Source organism: Culicoidibacter larvae (genome assembly GCF_005771635.1).
Classification (GTDB): domain Bacteria; phylum Bacillota_I; class Bacilli_A; order Culicoidibacterales; family Culicoidibacteraceae; genus Culicoidibacter; species Culicoidibacter larvae.
Window position 1 is genome coordinate 95,527 of sequence record NZ_VBWP01000007.1, and the last position, 26,290, is coordinate 121,816.

Sequence of the window (26,290 nt, forward strand, 5' to 3'; positions counted from 1 at the left end):
ATCATTCTGTGTCATCCTGCTGCGCGTTTCTATATAGCCCGGCTAATAAAACCGTCGGCTTGGTTTAAGCGGTTGACCGCTTCTTGGTAGTCACAATTTGCTTTAATCATGACGATGGCAACTTTCGGCTTGTTTTCAGCCTTGTGCAATACTTGTTCTGCTTGTTCGTAACTGACGCCGGTCGCATCAATGATAATGCGTTTGGCGCGTTCAACTAGTTTTTCGTTGGTTAATTGGACATCAACCATAAGATTGCCAAATACTTTACCGGCCTGCACCATCGCTCCGGTTGATAGCATGTTGAGAATCATCTTTTGAGCACTTCCGGCTTTCAGTCGAGTTGAGCCGGTCAGGACCTCCGGTCCGGCATCAACTTCCAGCTTATGCTGGGCAGCGGCACCGATTGCTGAGCCGATATTGCAGGCAACGGCAACGGTGCGGGCACCAATTTCATTCGCATACTCAAGGCCACTAATGACGTACGGGGTGCGGCCGCTGGCGGCGATGCCGATGACAACGTCAACTGGCTGCAAGTCGATGGCGGCGAGGTCATTGACCGCCAGTTCGCGTGAGTCTTCGGCGCCTTCGACAGCGCGCACGAAGGCGCGCTCGCCGCCGGCGATGATGCCGATGAACTCATCGAAGCTGACGCCGAAGGTTGGCACGCATTCAACGGCGTCCAGGACGCCGATGCGGCCGCTGGTGCCGGCGCCAATGTAGATGATACGGCCACCAGCACGATATTGTTTGCCTAGTAATTCAATAACTTCGGCAATTTCGGGAAGAATGGTTGCAATTGCAAGAGCCACTTTTTGATCTTCATGATTCATAACTGTTGCAAATTCTAAAGCTGATAATTGATCTAAATGTTTGGTATTTTCATTGCGTTTTTCTGTTGTCAAATTCTCTAGCATGTGGCCCACTCCTAACGTAATCTTTCAAGTAATTTATCATTGTAGCCAAAGAAGTAAGTTAAAACGAATCCCATTACATATGAAATAACCAGACCGCCAACATACCATAACCATTGACCATTAGCAATTAAAGGAATCAATAATAATCCAGATGGCCCGATTGCCACAGCACCAACAGTATTGCCTAATGTATTTGCCAAAGCAATAAATGCACCACCAAATCCGGCACCCAAACATGCGGTAACAAATGGCCAGAATAATGGCAATGAAACCCCATAAATTAACGGTTCACCAACACCGAGGAACCCAACCGGTAACCCTGATGCTGCTGTTTCTTTTAATTTCAAATCCTTGGTTTTTACGAAGACCGCAATGGCCGCGCCCACTTGGCCGGCGCCGGCCATTGCCATAATTGGCAACAACACTGTAAAACCTGCTGAAGTAATCAACTCAGTATGGATAGGAGTAAATGCCTGATGGATACCAAGCATAACCATTGGCAAGAACGATGCTGCCAACACATAACCACCAATAATACCTAATTGATTTAATAAGATATCAACTAGTACATAAATCAAGCCGCTCATAACAATTGATGCAATTGGCATAATCACAAAGATAGTCAAGATGCCGCCAAGAATAATTGTTACAAATGGAACTACAAATAAGTCCAGCACTGCCGGTACTACTTTACGCAACTGCTTCTCAAGCATCGCACAAATGAAGGCGGAGAAAATAACACCGATAACTCCACCGAGGTTTGGCGAAAGTTTCACCGTAAAATTAACCAGCGGAATAATAAACTCCAACGGCTGTGCCGCAGTCGTCGCCGTCGCTGCAATCCCTGCAAGCGCCGGACTTGACACCAAGGCACCCATAATCGCACCGATTACCGCTGAACCACCAAATTCTTTAGCAGCATTGTAACCAGCAACAATATTCAATGCACCAACCAGTAACCCACCTCCGGCTGCAAAAAGCAAGAACCAAGGATTGGTCACTAACTCCGGCCAGAAAGTCTTACAAACATTGGCAATAGCAGCAATCAAACCGGTTGCTACAAACCCGGGAATCAATGGAATAAAAATATTCCCAACATGTTTTAAGCCCCGCTGAAAAGCCGAATTCTGCTTGCTTTTCACACCGGCTTTAGTTGCCGCGGCAACATCTTCGTAGTCAACATCATCGGCAACAGTTGCATCACCTTTGATACCACTGATTTTTTCAAACGCATCACGCAGGCGCTGTGCATGTCCCGGACCAACAATAATTTGCATTTGCTGTCCTTCAACAATACCCATAACACCTTTTTCTGCCTTCAATTTCGCCGCATCAACAGCGCCTACTGATTTTACATTCACGCGCAGACGCGTCATACAGTTGGTAAAACTGCTAATATTATCAGCACCACCAACATCTGCCAAAATATCTTTTGCTAATTGATCATAATTCATATGATTCACTCCTCTTATCTATATTTTTTTAAATTCTACTCTTGCCCGACCACCAAGCATGTCAACAAGTTCGCAATAATGCTCAGCAATCCGGCCTATCTCTATTGTCCGTTCATCACCAGCTAAATCTTGGCGCAATACATGAATCTCGCCACTATATCTTCCATAGGCAGCAGTATCCATCTGCAACGCACCTCGCACCCGCTCAAGACCATCGCCATGACTCGGGATCGTTAAATCCGGGTGATGTCTCGTGGCCTTGATTCGCCACGAGGCATCACTTTCTTCTATCCGAATTGTCCAATGTTTATCCTTTAAAACCTGCCAGCAACCTTCATCAATTGTCGCCACTGGGATAGTTATTATCGATTCAGCTTCGTACTTAGCAATCATCTGCATATCTGGTTCACTAATGGTTCCTTCAGCGATAGCTACATATTCAATACCGTAAATAATCCGCTGTTCCAAATAATTGATATAGGGACTGCGATTCCGTTGCACTTCTAGCACCGGCAGTCCTAAATGCAATGGTGCACGCAACTGCCGGTTACCGGGAATGAAGCTAAAAATCATTCTCCGGAACTCGCTTATCATCCGGTTTTGGCGTTGGTAAAACGCATCATTTAATCCTGTTTCCGGACGCGGATAATAATTATGCCAGGCAATCACCGGAATATCTGCAAGTTCCATCAATTCAGCCTCAGTCAAAGTGCTGGCATTCAAAGCAATCTTAAAACCAAGCTGATGCATCATTCTGATTTCCGTAAGCGTAAAACCAAAATCAATCCGCAAACCAATAACACCATATTCTTTAAGTTGCGCTAATGCCGCTATTGGTATATTCAACATCGTGAGCGTATTCGGCGAAATATCCGCAAAAAACTGATAGCCATGCTGCCGATGTAATTTCTGCATATAATCGATGAACTGTTGCAAACGTTCTGTTTCGGGAATATGCAAGGATACAAAAAAGTGTTTGATGTTATATTGTTTTGCCTGCTGAACCACTTGATTTAAAACAACTTCCTCATCAGTTGGATAAAGCGAAAATACTAACATGCCTAGTCTGCCTCCTTTTTCTGAATAATATTGTATGTTCGCTCCAAGCGTTCCATTGATTCTTTTTGAAAGAGCAATCCATAAGTATAAAACAACACATCAACCATATACAGTTGCACAATTCGCGAACTTAGTGCACTGCTGCGAAAATCATGTTCGAAGGCAGCAACCTCTAAAGTGATAGTTGCCCACTTGGAAAGCTCAGTCTTGCCAATTCTGGTAATCGCAATAATTGGTACATTTTGCTCCTTCGCTTGTTTCGCTAGTTCAATCATTTCCCGCTTCTCACCGGAATAAGAAAATAAAATCACTAAATCTTTATTAGTATACTGGCGCAAGGCGACTTTGCGTAAATCGTGATCCGAATGGATAAACGCCTGTTTCTCCATTCGCAATAATTTATGAATCATATCCTGAGCAACTAAATCGCTGGCACCAACTCCGGCACACATAATTGCACTTGCCTGATTAATAAATTTAGCCGCAGTACGCACCTTATGAATCGAAAGAATATTCTCGGTATCGGTTAATGCCGATATATTCTGCTTCAATAAATTTTCCGCAATATTATCCTTAAACTGTTCTGATTCCGGTCGCGAAAAACTACTGCTGTTCTGATTAGCAACTTCATGGGCCAATACCAACTTAAATTGTTTAAAACCATCAAAACCTGATTCCTGACAGAACCTGCTGACACTGGCATTACTTACCCCTGCCGCCTCAGCCAGCTCAGTCGTTGTATACCAAATAACTTTTTCCGGTTCACTTAGTATATAATTGCCTAAACGCTTCTGGGTTTTACTCATCCTCGTCATATGTTCATGAATGCGGTACAATGTTCCACTCATATTTTCACCTCTTTTCTGATACCGATTACAACCATTATATGTTGATGAAATTTTTTATTCAATATTTTTAAATAAATGAAATTTAATTTCGTGAAATATATAATAATAATGTAATTGGAGCATCAAAAGTATTGCTTATCTGTCAAAAATTGACAACAAAAAAAGAGAAGTCCTCAGGACTTCTCTTTTTATTTTTCTTCTAACCAACAACAATATTAACCAATTTTCCAGGAACAACAATAACTTTACGTACCGTTTTTCCTTCAATAAAGGCTTGCACATTCTCTTGTTCCAGTGCCAATGCCTCCATATCTTCTTTGCTAATATCCGCAGCTACATTTATTTTAGCACGTACTTTGCCGTTCACCTGAACAACCATTTGCACTTCTGAAGATTTAGTTTTTGCTTCATCATAGGTTGGCCAAGCAGCATAAGTAATACTGTCTTTTTCACCACAGATAGTTTGCCAAATTTCTTCACCGATGTGTGGTGCAATCGGTGCCAGCAATTGAATAAAGCCTTTCGCATATTCAAGCGGCAATTGCGGATGCTTGTAAACTTCATTGACGAAAATCATCATTTGCGAAATTGCAGTATTGAAATTCAGAGTTTCAAAATCAGCAGTTACTTTCTTCACTGTCTGATGATAAACTTGCTCGAGTGCACCATCATTATCAGCACTAATTTCAGCTACCTCAGTGTATAGACGCCAAACGCGGTCAAGGAAACGACGTGAGCCATCAAGACCTTCTTCACTCCAAGCAATAGCAGCATCAAGCGGTCCCATAAACATTTCATACAGCCGCAAAGTATCAGCGCCATGTGATGCAACAATCTTATCCGGGTTCACAACATTGCCTAGTGATTTTGACATCTTCTCATTATTGGCCCCAAGAATCATCCCTTGATTAAACAAACGTTGGAATGGTTCACTGGTTGGTACCAGCCCTAGGTCAAATAACACTTTATGCCAGAAACGTGCATAGAGCAAATGCAACACTGCATGCTCTGCACCACCAATATACAAATCAACCGGCAGCCAATATTCCAACAATTCACGAGAAACAAACTCCTCAGTATTATGCGGATCAAGATAACGCAAGAAATACCAACAACTTCCCGCCCACTGCGGCATCGTGTTAGTCTCACGACGACCTTTTTGGCCCGGACGGCCATAATCCGCGCCATCAACAATCAACCAGTCAGCCGCATTAGCAAGTGGTGACTCACCGGTTCCCGAAGGCTGAATATGCTTCATCTTCGGCAATAGTACCGGCAACTCTTCTTCATTCACCAAACTCATGCTGCCATCTTCCCAATGAATAACCGGGAACGGTTCGCCCCAATAACGCTGACGGCTGAACAACCAGTCACGCAATTTATAATTTACCTTGCGCGCACCGCATTTATGCGCTTCAAGATACTCAATCATCGCTTCTTTCGCTGCGGCATTATCCATACCATTCAAAAATTCAGAATTGATATGTTCACCATCACCAAGAATCGCTTCCTCACTCAAATCACCAACAATCACTTGCGCGATTGGCAAATCATACACTTTAGCAAATTCAAAGTCACGGCCATCGTGTCCCGGCACTGCCATAACTGCGCCGCTGCCATAAGTTGCCAAAACATAATCAGCAATCCATATCGGCAACTTCTCACCAGTCAAAGGATGCACCGCAAACGCACCAGTTGCTACCCCGGTTTTCACCTTCTGCAACTCAGTCCGCTCAAACTCAGACTTTTTAGCAACCTCAATTTTATATGCATCAACTGCATGGCGATGTTCAGCAGTCGTTACCTTATCAACCAACTCATGTTCCGGCGCAAGCACCACATAAGTTACTCCATAAAGGGTATCCGGCCGGGTCGTATAGACTTCAACCACATCATCAAAACCGTCTACCGCAAAACACACATCAGCACCCTCGGATTTACCAATCCAGTTGCGTTGCATATCTTTAAGGTGCTCCGGCCAATCCAAATCATCAAGATCTTCAAGCAACCGCTCAGCATACTTAGTAATCTTCAATACCCATTGGCGCATCGGCTTACGAACAACCGGATAACCGCCACGCTCACTAACGCCATTAACAATTTCCTCGTTAGCAAGCACTGTCCCCAGTTCCTCACACCAGTTCACCGGAATCTCTTTCATCTCTGCCAAACCAGCATTATACAACTGCATAAAAATCCACTGCGTCCACTTGTAATATTCCGGATCGGTCGTATTGATCTCACGATTCCAATCATATGAAAAACCAAGCGACTGAATTTGCCGTTTAAAAGTCTGAATATTTTTCTCGGTAAACTCTGCCGGATCATTTCCGGTATCCAAAGCATACTGTTCAGCCGGCAAGCCAAAAGCATCCCAACCCATCGGATGCAAAACATTAAATCCTTGCGCCCGTTTCATCCGTGACATGATATCAGTTGCCGTATACCCTTCCGGGTGCCCAACATGCAACCCGGCACCAGATGGATAAGGGAACATATCCAAAGCGTAAAACTTCGGCTTACTCATATCCTCACCAGTCTTAAAAGTATCTTGCTCAAGCCAAAACTTCTGCCATTTCTGCTCAATCTCTTTATGATCAAAACTCATTTTTATTCCTCCTTAAATATCAAAAAAACGCCTCTAAGTTCTCAAAAAAACCTAGAGACGAATAAAATCCGCGGTACCACTCTGCTTCATCCGGCAATATCTACCTGACACACTCAACATTCTTTAACGGTATGACCCGGAACACATTACTGCTACTTCATGCATTCTGCTAAACAGGCGAGTTCATCATTCAAGCTACCACCGCTTTCCACCAACCAGCGACTCTCTTTGCGTGCCCTCAATAACTACTATTCCTGCATCTACACATTTCACCTTTAATTATAACAACTTTTAACGAATAATCAACCCCGGGACGGGGAAAAATTTAAAAAGCCAGAACCCAAGGTTCTGGCTTTTTCTCTTTTATAAGATAAGCAGTATTCTGGCATTATAATTAAATAACTCTAACAATTAATTATCCTGCAATCTCTCTTTTAAAAATTGGACTGTATCTTGGTAAGTAGTTTGTCCGGGTACATTGCCCATTATAAACTGATACTCATGACCGGTAACAAACTCATCAACACTATAGAACCGCTCTCGCACATCAACATTGAGACTTCTGAGCTTATCTGCAAGATTTCTTCCCATTGATTCAAACGATGCTGTATTTCCATCGGTAATGTATGCAGGTGGAAAATCGGCATTTACATTATCCACTATTGAAGCTTGCTTAGCCAATGGACTTTGCACCCAATCCTTCTCACCAATATAACTCCACCCTATTTGACTAAATATAAAACTAAATACGACATTGTCACTATTAGCTAATCCTGTTAATTCATATGGCCCGCAGTACAACAACATCCCCTTAATAGATGATTCCGGAACAACTTGTTCAATACCAACCTCCGAAGCGTAATTAGCATTTGTTTGCGTAATAACAAATTGGCTCACTATTTGAGCCCCTGCAGAATCGCCGGCAAAAAACAACTTAGATGCATCAATATTGTATTTCTCTTTATTAGTTAAAACAAAATCAACAAATTCTTTTGTCTGAATGACTGGTGTCGGATACACATAATCCGGTGCTACACTATAATTAAGTGCAATAACAGTATATCCCTCGCTTGCCAAAGCCACACCATAGTTTTCTATCATAGACTTATCGCCGCCGACAAATCCACCACCATGTACCCAAAATATCACGGGGTATGTTTTCCCTGGTTCTTTATTTGGTGTGTACACATCGAATGTGTTTTCCGGATACGCTGATGTATACACCTCATCCTTGGTGATAGTAACTTTTGCTTCCATTTCATTATAATTTGGTAATGTTGAACTTTCCGGCGCTCCACCGAAAATCAGTGCATTTGCAAGCCAAACTACTGGTCGCGGAGTAATATTAACAATTATTACTACACTCAAAAGAATTACTAATATAATATCTAAAAAAATCAAAACTATCTTCTTCATATCTAACCCTCATTTCAAAACTTGATTCAAATATACCATAGTCCGATATACTTCGCAAGAATAGCGGTTTCCTATTGTTCATTATGAAATCTACTATAATAAAAAGCCTGATAAAATCAGGCTTGCCATCAGAAAAAGTATATAGTAGTTGGCACTCTAACAGTGTCCAAAATACCAAATTTATTTTAATATGATTTATAGACCTCTTTGCCATTAAGCTGAAGGTTTTTATTTACACCATATTTAGTTTTATAAGCTATCACGTTTCTAAATTCGTCTATATCATAATTATCATTCAAAGTATCAAATACCTGCCATGTGGCTATCACGTCGTTTAAAGCCCGATGAGCATTCTCCAGCGGAATATTCAAATAGCGACATACATCGCCAAGCTTATGCGGCGCCGGGCAGTACGCCCGCGCCAGCGTCAGCGTGTCAATGAAATCATTGGTCAGCAACTGATGATTAGCAACATGTTTGCTAAAAAATACATTCAAAAATGGCAAATCAAAAGGAATATTATGTGCTACCAACAAAACATCCGGGGTAATCACACCCTGCAAATGCTCAAGCAACTCTGCTTCCTCAACGCCATCTTGTTTTGACATCTCCATAGTAATTCCGGTCAATTGCTGAATCTTCGGCGGAATATAACTGCGGCGCAACAAAATACTCTGCTGATCCACCTCGCCGTCCGGTGTTACTAACCGGTACCCAAACTCCAGCAATTTATCACGACTCGGATTAAAACCAGTCGTCTCAACATCAAACACCATAACTTTCTGCTCAATCATCAAACTCACCTCAATACTCTTATTATAGCATAATTTTTATTGAGGAAAAAAGGAAAAGAACGGCCCGAGGTGTCCGCTCTTTTCTCAACTTTTACAAATAAATCTCAAAACAGAACACATGCTTTTCACTATCAACAAGACAATCGAAACTATATCCATAGCGCTCAAGCAGCAACTGCACGATATATAATCCAAGTCCGTGTCCGTCAGCCATTTCACCGGCTTCACTGACAAACGGCTTAAAGATAGTATTGACATCAATTACCGCATCATCGGGAATAATATTGCAAACTGAAATCTTGTTGTCAGTCACAGTAATCGTCACCGGAGTTGTCGGCTTGCGATAATAAACTGCGTTGCTCAGCAGATTAGAAATAATCTTGCTGAAACTGTCGGCTGGCATCGTCAGCCGCAGCTCTTTGCTGCTTTCATTGACAATGTTAATAATTGCCTGCTCATCAACTTCACGATAAAGCTGCTGTGCCTCCTCAATAATCGGCATCACGACAATATCTTCATTGTAGTGCAAGTGCTCAGTTTTAGAAACTGATAAAATCTCATCAACCAACTTCTGGATTTTTTGCAGATTATCGTAGCATTTTCGCAAATAAACCTCATGATTCTGATAATCACCAACATGATTGAGCATTCCCTCAATCATTGAGTTCATCGCCATAATCGGCGTCTTTAATTCATGAGTTGCCCCGCGCATAAATAATTGCTTATCCTCTTCAAGCTTTTTAGTATAAATGACTTCATCATCCAAATCACGGATTGACTGGCGCAATTTTCCATACATCCGGTAAATATCATTTTCCAATTGTACCAATTCATCACCTTGTTTATAATTAGTTCTTTCTGGTTCTTGCATAGTTTCCATATTGCTAACAAATTTATTTATCTTTTTAACTTTCCTTGAAATTAATAAAGAAATTATCAACGATAATAGACTTGAAAGAATCAAAGAAATAATAATAAAATAGAAAAGATTTTCTAAAAAATAACTTTGAATATTTTGAATATATGACAGCGGACTGTATGACTTAACATTAGCTACTTTAATACCATAAGAATCACCATCAACACTAAAGCCTCGTTGTAGTACAGTATAATCGTCCATTCCATCTTTCATCGGAATTGGACTGTTTTCTGTTTTGCCTAGAAAATTGTAGTAATCAATATCCAAAATCGAATACTCATAATAGCGAATCGGTGTTGCATATGTAACCTCATGCCCATTTTCACTAGTATTGTATATATAGTACAATTCTTTTTGAACGACTCCCTCAGTCCAATAAACAACTTCGCTGTTTAATTTTACTTCAATAATATATCCATTATCAGAATATTGTTTAAGGTGCTCTTTATTAACACCATTCTTTTTAACATCTGTTTCTATTTCATTAATAACTTTTTCAGTATCATTATTCACTTGTATCTGGTTTATCATTGGTATTCCAAGCGTAACTAACATATTTGATGCTGAAATAATTACAAACGATAACATCGTGATAATAACCCATATCTTCCAAAACAATGGAATTCTTCTCATAGTACTTCCTCCACTCTATAGCCAACACCTTTGACCGTTTGGATAAAGGTGTTGCCAAGTTTTTTTCGAATATTGCGGACATGCACATCAATAACCCGTTCATCAACATAATCATTATAGCCCCAAATCAGGGTTATCAATTGCTCGCGTGAATAAACCATTTTTGGATTGGCCATCAGCACTGCCAGAATCTCAATTTCCCGAGCTGTCATTTCAATTTGCTGACCAGCTTGAGTGACACTGTTTTTAGTAACATCCAATGTGACTTGATTCACTCGCAGCAACTGACTTGTTTCACCATATACCCGCCGCATCAACGCGCCAACTTTAAACAGTAAAACCTTCAACGAGAATGGTTTTACCACGTAATCATCAGCCAAAGCAAACACCGCTTCCTGGGTTTGCTCATCATTTAAAGCACTGATGGCAATCACCGGTACCGAGCTCAGTTTACGAATTTCTTTCAGAATTGTTTGTCCATCAAGAGTTGGCAACATCAAGTCTAAGATCAGCATGTCCACCTTGTGGCTATAAAATTTTTCTAAGCCGATAGCGCCATCGACACTGCTTATAACCAAATAACCATCTGCCCGCAAAAATGAACAAATTGCCTCATTGATATCCGTGTCATCCTCAATCACTAAAATACATCGCTTCTCTTGCATCTGCGCACCTACTCTCACTTTTTTGAATCATGATTTATAATTATTATATATGCGTCATGTTAAGTCAATATGAAGAAAAGAAAAAAAACCGGTGATGGCCGAGCCATCACCGGTTTCAACTTTATTCAAAAATAACTGCCTGTGTAATATCTATATGCTGCGAACTCACTTCACTGCAAGTAAATGCATGCTCGAGTTGGCGGCGAATACGATCCTGCATATATAAATTATTCTGCAGCACACTGCCCCAGAACGCATAGCACTGCGGCTGAATCCCAAACTCCTGCAACGCAACAATAACCTGATCAGCAAAGGCATCAGCGCTATCGCTCAGTATTGTCTGTGCCACCACATCTCCCTGCTCGGCAAGCTCGGCGACAATCTTTGCTAACGCCGCTGTCTCCGCTTTGTTCTGCTTATAAAGCTTCGGCACCGCTGCCCGAATCGTCTCGGTGCCGAGCGCTTCCAGCAACGCGCTGCTTAACACATCGTTCTGCCCGCGGTCAGCTTGATGCATCGCGTGCATCAAGCCACGCTTAGCGATGTCGTAGCCACTGGATTCATCACCAAACAAATGCCCGTAACCACCAATAATCCGGTACTCACTTGCTGCCCGCACCACCGCAATTGAACCGGTGCCAGCGGAAAGCAATAATCCTGGCTGATTTTGGAAAATCGCCTTATGTGCGAAAACAACATCATTATAAACCGCTACCTTCGTCCGGTAAGCTGCTTCCATAGTTTCAATCAATGACGGCAGCAATGGATGATTAAGCACCCCAGCCATGCCGATAACAATCTTAGCAACTTCAATCTCACCAAGTGCTGACAATGCGCTCCCGGTCGCCTCATACACAATTTGAATTGCGACTTCTTTATCATTGGCAAGATTGGTTCCTAGCCCGACAAAATCATGCAACTTATTACCTTGTTCATCATAAATACCGACATGGGTTTTAGTCCCGCCAACATCAATTCCAACCGCTACTCGCATCAAGCGTCACTTCCTTTAAAACAAGCATAAAAGACTTGGTAAAATAAATCAATCAAAAACCAATATTCTGGCAGTTTTTTTCATAAAAAGCGAAAAAAGCAGGCTTCCCCCGAAGCAGGCAGCCTGCTTTTCAAAATTCTCCCAACAATTAAATCCAGAATGACATAGTTAAAAGACTGAAGATTAAAAGCGATAGTTCCATGTGAGAATTAACAAATTAAAAAACTGTCAGCCAGAGAGCCGACAGTTTTAAAACTTCCTAATAGAGCAACAAACAGCGAATTTCGGGGGACTGTTTATTGCTCTATCGCGAAGGAGGAGCGGTGCTCCTCACTTCCTATTTATTACTCTTTTTGCGGCGATAAAATAAGTATCCGCTTATCAATACAATCAATGATCCAACACCAATTAATTCTAATTGATTTTGTCCGGTTACCGGAAGCGCTGGCGCCTCGGTTGTATCGGTAACTGTCATGGTAATATCAGTTGCTAATTCACTAGTACTGTTCAATGCGAATGTAGACATTGTTGTTGCTTCTTGATGCTTGATTGTCAGCATGAAGTCACCAACTGCCGGATTTAAATGTACCGTACTAATATTAGAAACTTTTAACGGAGTTAATACTTCCGCCGTCTCATCGTTCCATGCTTTCGCATTTGAACGAGCAAGAATTTCATCTTCCAATGTGCCATTAGCAATAAACGCTTCTAACTCATCAAAAGTAATTTCAAAGTTAGTTGCTTCAAGTTGCCAAGTGCCATCAGCAATCAAATCTTGCCAGTCGGCGATTAAGGTTAATCCGCCTGCCGGCATTGTGATTGTGCCGCTGTAACTTGTGTCAGCCGCGTCTTTCCAACCTAAGAACTTGTGTCCAAACCATGTTGGTGCAGTGACCGCACTTAGGTCAACTGTGCTGTCAGTTACTTGAATGATATCTGCCGGTTGGGTAGCTATGTTACCACCATTCACATCGAAGGTGATGGTTTGGTCTAACGCTGTCCAGTGTGCTTCTAAGACAAGCCCGCCTGCTGGTACAGTAACTACACCAGTATATTGTGTACTACCTACATACCAACCATCAAATTGGTAACCAGGACGTGTTGTACTTACAGTATCAAGGTCAACGGTTGTATCAGTTTTTGCGGTGATTGAGGCAACGCCACTTCCACCTTTGGTGTTAAAACTGATTACTTGGTCATTGGCAGTCCATTTTGCTTTGAGTGCGAGTCCACCAACCGGCATTGTGAATGTTCCGCTGTGTTGTACATCGCTTGCATCGAACCAGCCGACAAAGCTATATCCGGCTCTTGTTGGGTTGGCTAATGCATCAAGATTCACTGATGAATCTGTTGGTTGCGTCAATGTTGCTGGTGCTCCGGTTCCGCCATTAGCATCAAAAGTAATGTTTTGATCATCAGCAGTAAACTGTGCGTATAATGTTTTGTTTGACGCTGGCATCTTGTTAGTTGCGAAGTTCCACTTCGTTCCGCCAGTTGCGGCATCAAACCAGCCACTGAATGTATAACCAGATTTAGTTGGTACTGTTGCCGGTTCTACTACTAAGGCATCAAAGGCAACGGTTTGCGTACTTGTTGTCCCCTGATCGTTAAATGTCAGTGTGTAATTGTTTCTTGTGTATTGAGCATACAAGGTTTTGTTTGATGCTGGCATTTTGTTGGTCGTGAAGTTCCACTTCGTACCACCAGTTTGGGCATCAAACCAACCCGCAAAGGTAAATCCAGTTTTTGTTGGTGTTGTTGGTTCAGTTGCTAATGTATCATAGACAACGGTTTGAGTAGTTGTCGCGCCATCATTATCAAATGTCATGGTATAACTATTGATAGTAAATTGCGCATATAGCTTCACAGCATTCGCTGGCATTTTGCTGGTCGCAAAGTTCCATTGCGTACCACCAGTCGCTGCTGTAAACCACCCAGTAAATGTATATCCAGTTTTCACTGCATCAGCAGGTTTCGTTGCTAATGTATCAAATGTTACTTGTTCATCAGCAGGTTTTGTGCTTGTTGCGCCATTAGTCGCAACATCATAACTTAGTACATACTTGTTAGCCGTATATTGTGCATATAATGTTACATCAGCTGTTCCTACTGTATATGGGAAGGTTACTTTTGAACCACCGGTTGCTGCGGTGAACCAGCCATTGAATGTATGTCCGGCTTTTGTTGCCGTTGGTTCAGTCGTGATTGCTTCACCAGGGTATTTATTGATTGACGCGGTAGCACTTGTTCCAGTATTTGGATTAAAAGTTACTTCCACCGCTTCAATAATTCCGGCATTCACACTATCAAAGCCGACTGCACTTGGTGTTAAGCTTGATGTTGTAGCTTTATCATGAGTAGCAGTTGGTGTTGGCGTACTGCCGCCACTTGTTACCGGACTAAAACGTGTACTATCATCACTATTTGGATTGGTAAAGACAATATCTACATTTTGTGCTTTATCTAAGCCTAAGAAGGCATAGCTACCATCGACACCATCTATTGTTTTAGTTGTCGTTGTTTCGATGACAGTTGTTGTTCCCGCCTCCAAGGCAACGACTGTCACCCCATTACGCCCAGTTTCTCCAACATCTTTTAAACCATTTCGGTTGGCATCATTAAACACTAGACCTTTTACCACACCGGTTTTCAGACGAATTGCGATTGGCTCACTTGGTTTATATCCAGCAGCCCCGGCAATTACTCGGTGAATCCGCGCTGAATAAATGTTAACATTCCCGGCATTAGCATCTGCATCCGGATCACTTAAAACTAATGGGAAGCTGAACGATTCGTTAAATCCATCAGGAATTGATGTATTAGTCGTTACTTTCACCATCCGAATATCGTCTTTGTTAGCAATTGCACTCCAAGGTACAAAGGCTGCAGAGTCTTTATCGGTTGCATAAGTTGTCGCGTATAACACGGTATAGCCTAATGTTCCTGTAGGAATGACCGGTTGATCAATTGAAGCTGTCCAAGTGAATGCTTCTTTTTGAAGATGAACACTTGGGTCAAAGTCAGTTGGTGTACTTGGGATTAAATCAGTCGCTTCTCCCGCTTTTGGAATCGGAATAAGCGCGGTATAACCTTCAATTGTATTTCCTGAATTATTGGCAACAGTTAATTGGTATTTAGCTGCTCCTTCAGGGTTTAAGTCAATGATAGACTGATTAGTACTATAGTCATAGCTTACCCATGGTCCATTATTTAGATTCGCAGCACTGGTAACGGTAAAGTCTTTTTGTGCTTGCAAGTAGATAACTTGTGTAGTATGCATGGTTCCAACTAATTTAGTAGTATTACCGGTGCCATCAACATTATATTTATTGGCCGCTACATTATTTTGACTCGCTGTATTACTTTGCGTTACTCCTGTATGTGGTATTACTTGTAAAATATTCGAGAGATTATATGCGACCGTTGGTATATCTTTGCGTACGGCCATTGTATATTTTAAAGTTGGTGCCGCAGTTGCAACGCCATTTTCACGATAACCACCAACTTTTAAATATGGCAAACTAATTTTATAGACGGTATTACCGGTATTATCAGTGGTTGCGACCGGAATAAAATCTCCATTCGTAGCACTGTATGTTAAGCCGTTTTCAGTATCTATCACTTCAATCGTGCTTGGATCAATAATGAAATATTGGTCTTCTCGTAAATAGATATCAAACCCTTTTTTACTTTGCGCCATACTTGTTGTCAATATGCCCTGATACGAAGTATTTATTGTGCTTGAAACATTAATCGTTTCGCCAGCCATTTTAGTTTGATTGGCTAAATTATTACCAATTATTGGGCCAAATGCGCTTCCCGCCGCAATTGTTCCGGTGTGGCTTGCACTATGCGCATTAACTCCATTAAAGTCACCATCATTTGTTGTGGTTACTGTTGAAACAAATGTTGACGCATTTGGGTTAACAATTTTCCCCCAATAGCCAAAGTTCATGGTTGATTGATAGTAATAGTTATTATACGCATTTGTTCCTGCACGTGAAACAAAATTAGTCGCATCATAAGTAATTTCCTTAATATACTCATCTGGATATCCAAGAGATGACATTGTAAAATCGACATAACTACTTGTCCCCTCAAAAGTACCATTTACGGCTTTACTAGGGAGTGTAATTGTACGATTATTAGTTGTTATTACTATATTAGTCGCAGCAGTATTGGTTCCGACTAATAGACGAACTTTCTTTACTTGAACAACGGTATCATCAAAAACAACTTTAATACTTTGATTGGTTGCTGTTTCTGCGCTCCGGTTAGCCACGTTAAAGTTTCCTAATGCAACTACATCGCTACTCGAAATATCTACAGCATTGTATGCAACTGTTGTAGCGGTATCCGAAGTAGTTAATTCGTTAGTAAATGGTGCTACTACATTTATTGCATTATTATCGGCAGACAAACTACCGCTAAATGGTGTGTTGCTGCCATAAGGAATAGCTGTGTAAGAAGCGCTGGTTGTACCAACACTAATCGCTGTATCCGCGGCAACACTAGTCGGTACTGTAACATTTATTCTCAATGTACTTACTGAATAATAATCTATAAATTTCAATTTGACAATTGTATTGTTGGCATCACTAGCTGTATCTAATGTATAGGTCATATTACCATTATTGCCATTAGCTATAGACACATTGTTGACAACTAATGGTTTCGGTATTAACCAAGTCATTTCCAATGATTTAAATAGCAAACCACCACTTCCAACTCCGCCACCAATTCCGCCACCAATTCGACCGTTCATAGTATAGTCTAGGTCAACGCTTGCGCCTTGTTCAACAAAGTATGATTTTCGACCCATTGGCTGAATTCTAAAAGTACTACCAATCTCTATACTTTCAAAAGTCTCATCTTCATGAACAGTTGTTGTTCCATTTACATCGCTGATAACTTGTACATTCAACAAATTATCCAATACTCGGTTGTTCATATTAATTGCAAATTCTCTTTGCAATTTAACCATTGCTTCAACACCAATTGCCGTTGTACCCGGTGAAATTTCGTATACCAATTGTCCGCTGCCTGGTTGGAAACCATAAATCGGTCCATCAGCAGTGAAAGTCGCATTACTGATAATTCCTTGCTTATCAGCCGGTAACAAACTTGCATCAAATACCCAAGCGCCACTCACTTTTTTCATTCCGATAGCACTAGCCAACTCGAAACCTGGCGCAACGGTAATTACAATCTTACGGTTAGTGACTGATGTTGAGCCATCGAACGTTGCTTGCACACTCAAAGTTCGCGCATTATTTGACAAATCGTTAATGCTGTAATATTTGTTGTTTACCGCACTTAAGTCTTCACCATCAAATACTGCAACTCCCGGAGTTGAAAATGGAGAAATTTTTGAAAACACGGTCGGTTGATCCGCTTCCGGCTCAACCTCAGCATCCGCATCAAGGTTTTCATCACTTACCGAATTCTGCACATCGGTATTTTCTTCGCTCGCGGTATTCGTTTCACTCGCTTGATTATTATCGCTTAATGCAAAAACTGATAAATCAGCCTGCATCGCTACAATCGCTGCTAACAGTAGCACACTTGTAAGTATTTTAATATATTTTTTCATTATTATTGCCCCCTAAAAGCTTCTTCTTACACATTAATATTATCATTCCCTGTATGGCAAACAATGTATATTCATATGGAGATTGTGTAGATTGTGGAAAAAGGATGCGCCCGCATTTCGGGCGCATCCTTTCATTTTCTACCGACTAATCAAATACATAACTTGTTTCACTACCTTCGATGTAATCAGATAATGAATCAGTAATAACAGTAATGGCAATAAAAACATGATAATTAATATCACATGCACTACTATACTGAACCAAGTTTCATAATCCATAAACGTAAATGGATTATTTGGATATTTGGTCTCATACCAGCTCGCCCCCATATTTTGCTGATATGCTTGATTTATATTTATCACGTTTGAAGTCACGCTTACTTGCACCGTCGTGCTCGGTCCATCAAGTGCTGAAACCGTCAGCGGATAAGTACCCACTTGCGGCCTTACCTGACTGGCATCAACATTATTTATGCTGACTGTATCTAAAGTATCAGTTCGCCAAGCTCGCGCTTCAGTCAGGCGAACCCACTCTTCGTCCGTCATATTTTGTAAAGCATCACCGCTTATTGATACATCCTTAGCATCAATTGCAATACTGCCGCTGACAATAGTGTTCTTTGCTTTTATTGTCATGTAGACAACTTTCTCCAAAAGCAAATCGCCATCTTGATATTGAATCGTCACCGCATAAGTGCCCGCTTCTTTACCTTCGGCATACAGCTGCCGTAATTCCTCGGCAATCGCCTCTTGCTCTGACTGCGGAATCACCATACTTACCGCTGCAACCGGCATCACTGTTGCCAACAATAAACCGATGCTACACAAAATTATAGCTACAATTTTACGCATGCTGATCACCTGCCTCAGGCTCACCTAGCGGCAAACGAATTTCCAAACACACGCCATCACCTACCGGACTGAATGTACAAACCCCATTATTAGCAGCAACCATTGTCTTGATTGTATACATACCAATCCCGGTTGCATTCGGATTCTCAGCTCCGGCTGAATAAAACAAATCGAATACGCGTTCAAAATCAATCTGACTGGTATCCTGCAAATCATTATACGCCTGCAAAACAATCTCACTATCCTGCTGATAAATTTCTAATTCAAACTTACCGCCTGCCTCAGTATAACTGCACGCATTGGCAATCACATTATGAATCAGCTGCTTCAACTGAATCGGATCAATAAAAATATTTAGATTCCGTGGCCCATCAAGATAATGCTTAATCTTACGTTCCTTAAATAACGGCTTGAACTTACGAATCATTGTTCGCACCACTTCAATAATATCAACATCTTGCTTCTGTGCAATCGCTGAACCACGCTCCTGTTTTAGAATCTGCAACGAATCAACAATTTCACTCATCAAGTACTGATTATTATGCTCCATCTCATTTAAAATTGCCGTTGCCTCAGCATCACCCTCAACCAGCTTGCGCACCTGATCAATCTGCATCTCCTCAATACTAAGCGGTGCTTTCAGATCATGGATTAAAGCCCGAACAAGTTGAAGTTTATCCCGATAAACTTCCTGGCGCTCCTGTAATTCACGTTCCAACAAGGTATATTGTACACCGATAGAATCAAACTTCCCGCGAAGATCATCAGTAAAATAACTCAGCTCTTCTGATAACAAATCATATTCACTGTCCGCATCGATCGGCGCCACTTCGTTCAGTCGGTACTCTTTCAATTTAAAAATATTATCGCGTAGCCGGGTCAGCGGCGAAATCAAATTTCGGAACATAATAACAATCATCACAATAATGATGGCACAAAGTAAAATAACCCCGCCAATAACAATTGCAAGTACTACCTCAAATAAAAATTGTGGACTCAACTGATAAACTGCCAGCCAAACCTGATACTCAGTACCATCCTGCCCCGAATAAAGAAATGCACCCTGATAGTTCAAAACATCCGGGCTGATAGACTCATTCAACAATGCAAAATCAGTGGTTGGCATCGATGAATAAATTGGTGCCGCTGGTGAAATAACCACCAGCTCAGCACTCTTGCTCTCAGTAATTGCAGCAAAGGCCTCCGCCATTGCTGCCTCACTGCCGCCTGCATCAAGCACATTTAAAACTTCCTGTTTTATTTCTTCTACCTTATTATTAGTCAAAGTATCATAGATGGTTGGAATATTAAATATCAGCAAACTAAGCAACATAATTAAAACAAGATAAACAGCAATAATTACATAAAACAACTTACTCCATTTGCGTTGCTTTAACTTATTCAACCCATTCATAACCTATACCCCTAATTGAAACAATACTTGAAAGCTCAAGTTTTGCCCGTAATTTTTTTACGTATGTATCAACCGTCCGTAAATCACCAAAAGCATCACTCATGCGCCAAATAGTTTTTAAAATCTCTTCCCGGGTTAAGACAACATTCTTATTTTTCAGAAAAAACAACAATAATGCAAACTCCTTACCGGTAAGATGCTGCTCCTCGCCTTCTTTAACCACCAGCCGCTTCTTAATATCTACTTCTAAATCTTCGTAATCACTGTAGAGATGCTCAACTTTCTTTTCACTTGATTGTCGCATTGCACTCTCTAAACGCTTCAATATAATATTAATTGAAGTTGATTTCTTTAGATATTCAGTCGCATGCAAGTCAAAACTCTTCAACTCATCTTCTTCATCATCCGAACCAGTTAAAATAACAACCTTCACATCCTCATCATACTTCCGCAACAACGACAAAAATTGATGCCCATCAATTGAAACCATCATTAAATCACTTATTACCAGGTCATAAACTCCTTCTCGGAATAACCTTAACCCATCCGCTGCATTGTCAGCACAGTCTACTGCATAGCCCTCTAAAACTAACAAATCACGAATTACTTCTTGATACTGCGGATCATCATCCACAAACAAAATACGCTTCATATTAAGTTGCCCCCCATAAGATAAAACGTCGCCCCCGTACTACTAGAATTATATCCATAAAAATCCTTAAATGTCAATTTAATGAAAAATACACATTTGTTTCAAACATCAAAAAGTGCTGTATTTACAAGAAATACAGCACTTCCAAAATTTTTACTGAACTAAGAAAGTATACCCCAAACGCTCATAGCCTGCTTTCATTTCACCATCATCAATAAAACCATCATTATTGCTATCAAAGTCATCCATATCAACCACATAATTAGTCGTTTGGAATAAAGTTCCATTCTCAAGCACTTGAATATTGGTCAAACCATACATCCGCCATGTTCCATAAGTATGATTGTAACCAGTAGACTCAGTTTTTACCTGATGATCAAAAATATATTGAATCGTTCCGCAACGCTCATCATAAGTCGTTTTACCACTATTACAAAGTTCCGGATCAGCCTTATAAGCAATAGCATATAATTTGACTTCATCGCTAACTAACGTTGAACCGGACACTTTATTCAATGCTGCATCAATATCATCCTGACGATAGCCCTCAACAAAACTTGTTGCTTTACTACGTATATCTGCCTCACCGGGAATATCACTATATTTTGCCGGAACAGTAGCAAGTCCGCTGACCGTAAACTGTTTTGTTAATGATTCCGGTGAAATCCGATACTGATCAAGTAATTCCTGATTAACAACGGCGGTAACCGTAATAACATCACCATTGCTTACATTTTTAGCATCAGAAGTATAATTAATAACTGCCTTAAAACCATTATTTTGCGCCTCGTTGGCACTCGGCGAAACATATGGCTTAATACCATCCTCTACAACAGCATAACCATTAGCACCATCGTAAACAATCTCAACATCAGCAAAAACATCCACACTCGTCGTTGAAAAGAAGGCAAAATAAATACCAATAACTAGAGCAACAAGCAATAACGCTACCCCTACGGCACCACCAATAATGGCAAACAATAAACCATTCTTGCGCTTCTGTGGTTCCTTAGCAATCTCCTCTATCCCTGGCATTGTTTCCGCAATCTCTTGTGGTGTTGGTAAAATATTCTCTGCTGTTGCTTCATGCACACCAATCGCAGCAATAATCTCACCAGTCTCTGTCACCGACGGCGTTGGTTGCTCCTCAACTGCCGGCTCCTCTGCAACAGTCTCCGAATTATCTTCAGCAGCCGTTTCTGCTACCACTGCTTCATTTTCAACTTCAGTAGTATCTTCGCGCTGTAAATCTTCTACATTATTTTCATTATCGTTTTTCATACCTGTACTCCTTACCGAAATATCTTCTCTATTATCTCACGAACGGGAAAGAAAAAGCAAGTCCGGAGCGAGAACGCTCCGAACTTGCCCTAACCCCATACGGCGGTTGGCGCCGCATGGGGTTTTCTCATCGAAATAAAGAAAGCTTTTCAATCCCTAAGAACGATTTAGTAATCACATTTGACATCCCAATAACGCTCGAAGTATCCGGTAATTTAGAAACAACAATATCACAGTAATTAATCTCCTTGGAAACCAGCATTGCCTTCACATACTCAACACTCGGCGCGTACTCACTGATAATACGACTATTAATAACCACAATTTCAGGATTAAGCAACACCAGCAAATTATGAATACCAATCGTAAAATACTCAATAAACTCAGTATAAACTGCCAAGGCATACGCCTCTTCCTCGCGTAACGCCTCAATAAACTCGCTCACGCTCGCCTTCGTTCCGCGCAACGCTTCATAATGTTCAAGCACATAATGTTCTGAGGTATACAGCTCAAAACAACCACGATTACCACATGAACACAACTTACCATTAGGTACCAGGGTTGTATGCCCAAACTCACCTAAAAAGCCGCTATAGCCATATTGAATCTGACCATCTAAAACAACTCCAAGCCCAACACCACTATCAATATTAATATTAATCAAATCTTTCGTGTCATGAAAATAAACATTATTCTCAGCAATCGCCCCTAAGTTTGCCTCATTTTCCAAAAACGTTTCAATCCCAAAATGTTGCTCAATATCATAACGCAAATCAACATTTTTCCAATTAAAATACGAAGCAAAATTAATCTTCTTATCTAAAGTAACCGTCGCCGGCACAACAATCCCAATTGCAATCACCCGTTGCTGATCAGCATAGCTCATAATTTTTTGAATTACTTGTATGATATCATCCTTGATGACATCATACTCCTTATCCTCAATCGAAAGCGCCGTTTGATACTCAAACTCACCCAAAAGATTGACTAAAAAACCACCAATATGATCGCGCTTCAGCTCAATCACAATCTGCTGGCCGGCCTCTTTATTAAAATCTATCGCCAAAGCCTGCCGCGCTCCGGTAGTAATCTTCTCATTACGAAAAACAATCAAACCCTCATCTTCAAGTTCCTTAATAATGTAAGAAACCGTTGCCTTATTCAGCCCCGTAGCACGCGACAAATCAGCCCGCGAAATTCCCGGATTCTCAATAATTGTCTCCAATAAAATGCGCGTATTAATCTTGCGCGATACCGACACATCTACAACTTCCATGCATACCACTTCCGAACTTTTTTATAGAAAAATCTACTAAGGAACGCCGCCAAGCGGCGCCCCTTAGCCCCTAATATTACTTACAGCTATTATAACAAATTGCTTACCGACTTAATAGCGTTTTATAAAGCCCCTGGACGCTAGGATATATTTCTTTAAACTGACCATACTTTTTGCGATAGTAACTTACCCGCGTGTCGCTCGGCTCCAACACCTGCTGTACCTGAATCAATTGATGACAGGCACTGCGCACATCAGCAAACGCGCCGCTGCCAACCGCTGCCAGAATCGCAGCACCATACGCCGGACCTTCTTCCTGTGCCAACCGTTCAACCCGCACATGCATCACATCAGCAATCAACTGGCACCAAAAATTATTTTTGGCACCACCGCCGGTAACCCGTACAGTATCCACCTGAATACCCATATTACGAATCACACAAAGCGAATCATATAAAGCAAAAGTAACACCCTCAACCACTGCACGCGTCATATCAGTACTACTGGTAGCATTATCCATACCAATAAATAAACCACGAGCATCAGCATCATTAATCGGTGTCCGCTCACCACTCAAATACGGCAAGAAAAACACAGCATTATCTTGACTTGCCGCAAGTTCGCCATCAAGTCCAGAATAATTACTATTACCCAGCACTGTTTCGCGCCACCACTTCAAACTGCCTGCCGCCGAAAGCATCACACCCATGATGTGGTAATAACCGCTACCATCAGCAAAAACATGCATAGCATTGGTGTTGTCCGGAGTAAATGTGTCGGTTGCAACATATACAACACCACTTGTTCCTAACGCAAGTGAGCACATGCGATCATCCACACTACCGGTTCCAATGGCACCAACTGCTTGATCGCCACCACCAGCAACAACCTTTACATTTGCTGGTAGCCCAAGTTTTGCTGCCAATTCAGCATGCAAATGACCAACCACTTGAAAACTCTCAAAAACTTTCGGCAATTGCTGCTCTTTAATTCCCAGAATATCCAACATCGCCGCTGACCAGCATCGATGCTCAACATCAAAATACAATGTCCCCGATGCATCACTTACATCGGTAGCAAAACAACCACTCAAGCGATAAAGCAAGTAGTCCTTCGGCAACATTATTTTATTTATTCGCGCAAAATGCTCTGGTTCATGCGCGCGTACCCACAGCACCTTTGGCGCCGTAAAACCCGTCAACGCCTTATTAGCCGTCAATCGATTCAAGGTATCAATACCAATATCCTCATTTAAATACCGACACTCCGCTGTCGTTCGCTGGTCGTTCCATAAAATTGCCGGCCGGATAACTGCATCATGCTCATCAAGCAGCACCAACCCATGCATTTGCCCTGAGAAACTAATAGCTTCAATTTGATGCTCAAAACCGACTATTAATTCAGCCAGACCTTCAATAGTTCGGTTATACCAATCCAGCGGATCTTGTTCTGACCAACCTGACTGCGGAAAATGATTGGGATAATCTTTAGAAACGGTTCGCATAACCGAACCGTTTCTATCCATTATTATTAACTTAACTGCCGAAGTACCTAAATCTATTCCTATATAAGCCATCCTGCTCACAACTCCTAGTGTTACTTAGTCTCAAAGATATATTGATTCAACGTCGCCTCAAGCCATTCCTGACGTCCCGACTGATTGCTCAATTCACCCTCGTGCGCAACAACATAATCAGCAAGCTCATTAAGATTCGTTGTTCCAGCCTCAATTTTAGCACCAATACCCTGATCATAACTCGCATACCGCTCTTGAATAAACTGTTCAAGTACGCCATCCTCAAGCAACCGGGCAGCAACCTTCAAGCCCTTAGCATATGTATCCATTCCGGCAATATACGCTAACAACAAATCTTCTTCAGTAAATGAACCACGCCGTACTTTAGCATCAAAATTCAAACCACCCTGAGGAAGTCCGCCGAGTTTTAACAATTCATACATTGTTAAAACCGCATCATAAATATTAGTTGGAAACTGGTCAGTATCCCATCCCAATAACACATCACCATAATTAATATCAATACTACCCAACAATCCATGCTGAATTGCTACTTGGATTTCATGATGGAAAGTATGTCCCGCTAAAGTTGCATGATTCGTTTCCAAATTTAATTTGAATCGACCATCCAAGTTATAGGTTTTTAAGAATCCAACAACTGTTGCCGCATCAAAATCATATTGATGTTTTGTCGGCTCTTTTGGTTTCGGCTCAATAAATAAGCCACCATCAAACCCAATTTCATCAGCATAGTTCGCTGCCATTTGCAGAAACGCCGCCAAATGATTTTGCTCACGTTTCATATCGGTATTCAACAAAGTTTCATACCCTTCACGGCCGCCCCAGAAAACGTAGCCTTCGCCACCAAGACGTTTGGTAATCTCCATTGCCTTTTTCACTTGTGCTGCCGCATAAGCAAAAACATCCGCATTCGGACTCGTTGCTGCGCCATGCATAAAACGCGGGTGCGCAAAAGCATTGGTTGTACCCCAAAGCAATTTAATACCGGTACGTTTCATCTCCGCTTCAATAATGTCAACAATCACATCTAAATTTGCATTAGTTTCCGTAATCGTTTTACCAAGCGGTGCAATATCTTTGTCATGAAAACAAAAATATCTTAACCCCAGTTTTTCCATAAATTCAAAACCAGCGTATACACGTGCTTTAGCTTGCTCCATCGCATCAGTAGTATCGTCCCAAGGCCGGAACATTGTTTCCATACCGAATGGATCAACACCCATTGCCGTCAATGTATGCCAATATGACATTGCAAACTTTAAATGTTCTGACATTGGTTTTCCGGCAACCAATTCATCAGCATTATAATATTTAAAAGCAAACGGTTCTTTGCTCGATGCTCCTAAGTATTGAATCTTATCTTGTTTAAAATACATTTTTA

Annotated in this window: 18 protein-coding genes and 1 other annotated feature; all 18 genes read right to left on the reverse strand. The window is 41.3% G+C overall.

Annotated features, from left to right (window positions below; translation table 11 throughout):
* Nucleotides 1-29 precede the first annotated feature (29 nt).
* Nucleotides 30-914, reverse strand: a complete 885-nt coding sequence (gene murQ, locus FEZ08_RS08595) for an N-acetylmuramic acid 6-phosphate etherase (RefSeq protein WP_138191391.1) — start codon at nucleotides 912-914, stop codon at nucleotides 30-32.
* Nucleotides 915-925: 11 nt separating this feature from the next.
* Entirely contained in the window at nucleotides 926-2,368 is a 1,443-nt protein-coding gene (locus tag FEZ08_RS08600) for a PTS transporter subunit EIIC (RefSeq protein WP_138191393.1), read from the reverse strand.
* An 18-nt stretch (nucleotides 2,369-2,386) separates the two neighbouring features.
* Nucleotides 2,387-3,427: a MupG family TIM beta-alpha barrel fold protein gene (locus tag FEZ08_RS08605; RefSeq protein WP_138191395.1), complete on the reverse strand. Its 1,041-nt coding sequence runs from the start codon at nucleotides 3,425-3,427 to the stop codon at nucleotides 2,387-2,389.
* Between the two features lie 2 nt (nucleotides 3,428-3,429).
* On the reverse strand, nucleotides 3,430-4,275 hold the full coding sequence (locus FEZ08_RS08610; protein ID WP_138191397.1) for a MurR/RpiR family transcriptional regulator: 846 nt from the start codon (nucleotides 4,273-4,275) through the stop codon (nucleotides 3,430-3,432).
* 199 nt (nucleotides 4,276-4,474) lie between these two features.
* On the reverse strand, nucleotides 4,475-6,883 hold the full coding sequence (gene leuS / locus FEZ08_RS08615) for a leucine--tRNA ligase (protein WP_138191399.1): 2,409 nt from the start codon (nucleotides 6,881-6,883) through the stop codon (nucleotides 4,475-4,477).
* 50 nt (nucleotides 6,884-6,933) lie between these two features.
* Nucleotides 6,934-7,155, reverse strand: a binding site (T-box leader).
* A 139-nt stretch (nucleotides 7,156-7,294) separates the two neighbouring features.
* Complete coding sequence (locus tag FEZ08_RS08620; protein ID WP_138191401.1) at nucleotides 7,295-8,299, reverse strand: alpha/beta hydrolase; 1,005 nt, start codon at nucleotides 8,297-8,299, stop codon at nucleotides 7,295-7,297.
* A gap of 185 nt (nucleotides 8,300-8,484) precedes the next feature.
* Entirely contained in the window at nucleotides 8,485-9,093 is a 609-nt protein-coding gene (locus FEZ08_RS08625) for a 3'-5' exonuclease (RefSeq protein WP_138191404.1), read from the reverse strand.
* A gap of 91 nt (nucleotides 9,094-9,184) precedes the next feature.
* Complete coding sequence (locus FEZ08_RS08630; protein ID WP_138191406.1) at nucleotides 9,185-10,645, reverse strand: sensor histidine kinase; 1,461 nt, start codon at nucleotides 10,643-10,645, stop codon at nucleotides 9,185-9,187.
* A complete protein-coding gene (locus tag FEZ08_RS08635; protein ID WP_138191408.1) occupies nucleotides 10,642-11,310 on the reverse strand; it encodes a response regulator transcription factor in 669 nt (222 codons plus the stop codon). The genes FEZ08_RS08630 and FEZ08_RS08635 overlap by 4 nt, the downstream gene beginning before the upstream one ends.
* Nucleotides 11,311-11,431: 121 nt before the next feature.
* Nucleotides 11,432-12,304, reverse strand: coding sequence for an N-acetylglucosamine kinase (locus FEZ08_RS08640; RefSeq protein WP_138191411.1), 873 nt, complete (start codon nucleotides 12,302-12,304; stop codon nucleotides 11,432-11,434).
* A 337-nt stretch (nucleotides 12,305-12,641) separates the two neighbouring features.
* Complete coding sequence (locus tag FEZ08_RS12580) at nucleotides 12,642-17,897, reverse strand: InlB B-repeat-containing protein (protein ID WP_138191413.1); 5,256 nt, start codon at nucleotides 17,895-17,897, stop codon at nucleotides 12,642-12,644.
* Between the two features lie 138 nt (nucleotides 17,898-18,035).
* Nucleotides 18,036-18,749 carry a hypothetical protein gene (locus FEZ08_RS08650; RefSeq protein WP_138191415.1) on the reverse strand — a complete coding sequence of 238 codons (714 nt, stop codon included), beginning with the start codon at nucleotides 18,747-18,749 and terminating at the stop codon, nucleotides 18,036-18,038.
* The gene (locus FEZ08_RS08655) at nucleotides 18,742-20,163 is read right to left on the reverse strand and encodes a sensor histidine kinase (RefSeq protein WP_138191417.1); all 1,422 of its coding nucleotides are present in this window, start codon (nucleotides 20,161-20,163) and stop codon (nucleotides 18,742-18,744) included. Before FEZ08_RS08655 ends, FEZ08_RS08650 begins: the two co-directional genes overlap by 8 nt.
* The gene (locus FEZ08_RS08660) at nucleotides 20,147-20,815 is read right to left on the reverse strand and encodes a response regulator transcription factor (protein ID WP_138191419.1); all 669 of its coding nucleotides are present in this window, start codon (nucleotides 20,813-20,815) and stop codon (nucleotides 20,147-20,149) included. The genes FEZ08_RS08655 and FEZ08_RS08660 overlap by 17 nt, the downstream gene beginning before the upstream one ends.
* A 153-nt stretch (nucleotides 20,816-20,968) precedes the next feature.
* A complete protein-coding gene (locus FEZ08_RS08665) occupies nucleotides 20,969-22,096 on the reverse strand; it encodes a hypothetical protein (RefSeq protein WP_138191421.1) in 1,128 nt (375 codons plus the stop codon).
* A 127-nt stretch (nucleotides 22,097-22,223) separates the two neighbouring features.
* Nucleotides 22,224-23,372 (reverse strand): ROK family transcriptional regulator, encoded by a 1,149-nt coding sequence (locus FEZ08_RS08670; RefSeq protein ID WP_138191423.1) that lies wholly within the window; start codon nucleotides 23,370-23,372, stop codon nucleotides 22,224-22,226.
* A gap of 103 nt (nucleotides 23,373-23,475) precedes the next feature.
* The gene (gene xylB / locus FEZ08_RS08675) at nucleotides 23,476-24,948 is read right to left on the reverse strand and encodes a xylulokinase (protein WP_138191425.1); all 1,473 of its coding nucleotides are present in this window, start codon (nucleotides 24,946-24,948) and stop codon (nucleotides 23,476-23,478) included.
* Between the two features lie 20 nt (nucleotides 24,949-24,968).
* A complete protein-coding gene (gene xylA / locus FEZ08_RS08680) occupies nucleotides 24,969-26,285 on the reverse strand; it encodes a xylose isomerase (RefSeq protein WP_138191427.1) in 1,317 nt (438 codons plus the stop codon).
* Nucleotides 26,286-26,290: the final 5 nt, after the last annotated feature.